Origin of the sequence: Kitasatospora sp. NPDC001539 (assembly GCF_040298565.1) — a bacterium.
Lineage (GTDB): Bacteria > Actinomycetota > Actinomycetes > Streptomycetales > Streptomycetaceae > Kitasatospora.
In genome coordinates, this window is record NZ_JBEPAK010000402.1 from 1 (window position 1) to 3801 (window position 3801).

General features: G+C 74.9%; 1 protein-coding gene. It reads left to right on the top strand.

The genetic code is table 11. The features are described 5' to 3' along the window. The coding region (locus tag ABT247_RS32430; protein WP_350749974.1) for an SDR family NAD(P)-dependent oxidoreductase at window positions 1-3801 on the top strand (3801 nt) is incomplete at both ends.

The following is a 3801-nucleotide window of genomic DNA, read 5'->3' on the forward strand; positions in this document are numbered from 1 at the left end:
ATCCGCACCGCCCTCACCGACGGCCACACCACCTACATCGAAATCAGCCCCCACCCCGTCCTCACCACAACCATCCAGGACACCGCCGAAACCACCGACCACCCCACCCTCACCACCGGCACCCTCCGCCGCAACGAAGGAAACTGGACCCGCCTCCTCACCTCCCTCGCCCACCTCCACACCCACGGCCACCCCGTCGACTGGACCCCCCACCTCCACCCCGGCCACCACCCCGACCTCCCGACCTACCCCTTCCAGCACCAGCACCTGTGGATCGAGGACACGGCCACGCCCTCCGCTGCCGGCCCGGCTGGGCCCAGCGCCGTGGACGCGGCTTTCTGGGAGGCCGTCGAGGAGCAGGACGCCACCGCCGTGGCCGCCACGCTGCAGGTGGAGGACGACGACGAGCAGCGGCGGTCGCTGGACGTCCTGCTGCCCGCGCTCTCCTCGTGGCACCGGCGCAGCCGCGACCGTTCGGCGGTGGACGACTGGCGGTACCGGATCACCTGGAAGCCGGTGCCCGGGGGCGCCGCGTCCGCGCTCTCCGGCACCTGGCTGGTCGTCGTACCCGAGGGCCGGGCCGATGACGCCTGGGTCACCGAGGCTGTCCGCTTCCTCGGCCTGCGCGGCGCGCGGGCCGAGGTGCTGGAAGCCGCCGGGGCCGACGCGGACCGGACCGTCCTGGCGGCGAGGGTGCGCGAGGTGCTCGGCGGCGACGAGCCCGGCCCGGCGGGTGTGTTGTCGTTCCTCGGACTGGACGCCCGTCGTCACCCCGGGAAGCAGACCGTCACGAGCGGACTGGCCCTGACGCTGGCGCTGGTCCAGGCGCTGGCCGACCTCGGCCTCCGGGCGCCGCTGTGGTGCGCCACCCGCGGCGCCGTGTGCGCCGGGCCGTCCGACGCCTCCGCGGATCCCGTCCAGTCCCAACTGTGGGGTCTCGGCCGGGTCGTCGCGCTGGAGCAGTCGCAGCTCTGGGGCGGTCTGGTCGACCTGCCGGAGGCGCCCGACGAGCGGGCGCTCGGTCAGCTGGCACGGGTGCTCGCGGGATCGTCCGGTGAGGACCAGGTGGCGGTCCGTGCGGCCGGACTGTTCGCCCGGCGGATGGTCCACGCGCCGCTCGGCGACGCCAAGCCCGTCCGGGGCTGGCGCCCGAGGGGGACGGTACTGGTCACCGGCGGCACCGGGAGCCTCGGCCCCCGGCTCGCCCGCTGGCTGGCCGACAACGGCGCCGAGCACCTCGTGCTGGCCAGCCGCTCGGGCCCGGACGCCCCGGGTGCTTCGGACCTGGCCGCCGAGCTGGCCGAGCGCGGGGTGGCCGTCACCCTGGCGGCCTGCGACGTGGCCGACCGCGAGGCGGTGGCCGGGCTGCTCGACGGCCTGCGGGCCGATGGCCACACGGTACGGGCCGTCCTGCACACGGCCGCCTTCATCGAGTTGACGTCCGTCGTCGACACCACGCTGGACAGCCTCGACCAGGTGCTGGCCGCCAAGGTCGACGGGGCCCGGCACCTGGTCGACCTGCTCGACGCGGACACGCTCGACGCCTTCGTGCTGTTCTCCTCGATCGCCGGCTTCTGGGGCAGCGGTGACCACGCCGCCTACGCCGCCGCCAACGCGGCACTCGACGCCCTGGCCGAGCAGGGCCGCGCGGGCGGCCTGCCGATGCTGTCGGTCGCCTGGGGCGTCTGGGAGGACGCCGTCAACACCTGGAAGAACCTCGGCGACCCGGACGTCGAACGGACCCGCCGACGCGTGCGCGGGCAGGGCCTCCCGCTGATGGCCCCCGAGCTGGCGGTCGCCGCCCTGCAGCAGGCGCTGGACCACGACGACACCTTCGTCGCGGTGGCCGAGATCGACTGGGAGCGTTTCGTCCCGCTGTTCACCGCGGTGCGCCCCAGCCCGCTGCTGGCCGAACTCCCGGCGGCGCGCGCCGTCCTGGCGTCCTCGGCCGAGGCGGCCGCCGGGTCGGCCGGCTCCGGGAGCGAACTCCAGCGGTCCCTGACGGACCTGCCCGAGGCGGACCAGCTGCGGGTGCTCACCGAGCTGGTCACCGCCCACGCCGTCGCGGTCCTGGGCCGCAGCGGTCCGGACGGCATCCGGCCCGACCGGGCCTTCAAGGAGCTGGGGTTCGAGTCCCTGACGGCGGTCGAGCTGCGCAACCGGCTGGCGTCCGCCACCGGCCTGCGCCTCCCGGCGACGCTGGTGTTCGACTACCCCACGCCGACCGCGCTCGCCGCCCAGCTGCGGCGCGAGGTCCTGGAGTTGGGAGCGGCGGAGGTGACCGCCCCGACCGGACCGGCCGACGCGGCGGCGGCCGACGACGACGAGGCGATCGCGATCGTCGGCATGGCGTGCCGGTTCCCGGGGGGTGTGACGACACCGGACGATCTCTGGCGGCTGCTCGACACGGGCGGTGACGTGGTCTCCGACCTGCCCACCGACCGCGGCTGGGACCTGGACGCCGTGCGCGGCCAACAGGGCGGATTCGTCCAGGACGTGGACGGATTCGACGCCGCGTTCTTCGGGATCAGCCCGCGCGAGGCGCTCGCGATGGACCCGCAGCAGCGGCTGCTGCTGGAGACCTCCTGGGAGGCCTTCGAGCGGGCCGGCATCGACCTGGCCGCCCTGCGCGGCAGCCGGACCGGTGCGTTCATCGGCGCCATGCAGCACGGGTACGGCGTCACCTCGGCCGACGCGTCGGCCGCCATCGAGGACTACGTCATCACCGGCAGTGTCACCAGCGTCATCTCGGGCCGGCTGGCGTACGCGTTCGGCCTGGAGGGCCCGGCGATCACGGTGGACACGGCCTGCTCCTCCTCGTTGGTCGCCCTGCACCTCGCCACCCGGGCCCTGCGGGCCGGCGAGTGCTCGATGGCGATCGCGGGCGGGGCGGTGGTGATGCCGACCCCCGACTCGTTCATCGGCTTCAGTCGCATGGGCGCGCTGTCCGGGACCGGCCGCTGCAAGGCGTTCTCCGAGGACGCGGACGGGTTCGGCCTCGCCGAGGGCGTGGGCGTGGTGCTGGTCGAGCGGCTCTCCGACGCCCGCCGCAACGGCCACCGGGTGCTGGCGGTGGTGCGCGGCTCGGCGCTCAACCAGGACGGCGCCTCCAACGGACTGGCCGCGCCGAACGGGCCGTCACAGCAGCGGGTGATCCGCGCCGCGCTCGAGGACGCCCGGCTCACCGCCGCCGACGTGGACGCGGTGGAGGCGCACGGGACGGGCACCCGGCTGGGCGATCCGATCGAGGCCCAGGCCCTGATCGCCACCTACGGCAAGGAACGGCCCGCCGAACGGCCTCTGCTGCTGGGCTCGTTGAAGTCCAACATCGGCCACACCCAGGCGGCGGCCGGGATCGCCGGGGTGATCAAGATGGTGCTCGCCCTGCGCCACGCGGTACTGCCGCGCACCCTGCACGTCAGCGAGCCCACCACCCACGTGGACTGGTCCTCCGGCGCGGTCGAACTGCTCACCGAGGCCCGGGACTGGCCGCAGGTGGACGGGCGTCCGCGACGGGCGGGCGTCTCCGCTTTCGGGATCAGCGGGACGAACGCGCACCTGATCCTGGAGGAGGCGCCGCCGGTCGAGGCCGAACAGAGCGAGCAGACTGAGCAGGCCGCGTTCACGGCGCCCTCGCCCGTCGTGCCCTGGGTCATCTCCGCCCGCACCCCGGCCGCCCTGCGCGCCCACGCCGCACAGCTCGCCGCCTACCTCCACGACCACCCCGACACCGACCTGCGCGCCGCCGGCCACACCCTCCTCACCACCCGCACCACCCACGACCACCGCGCCGTCGCCCTC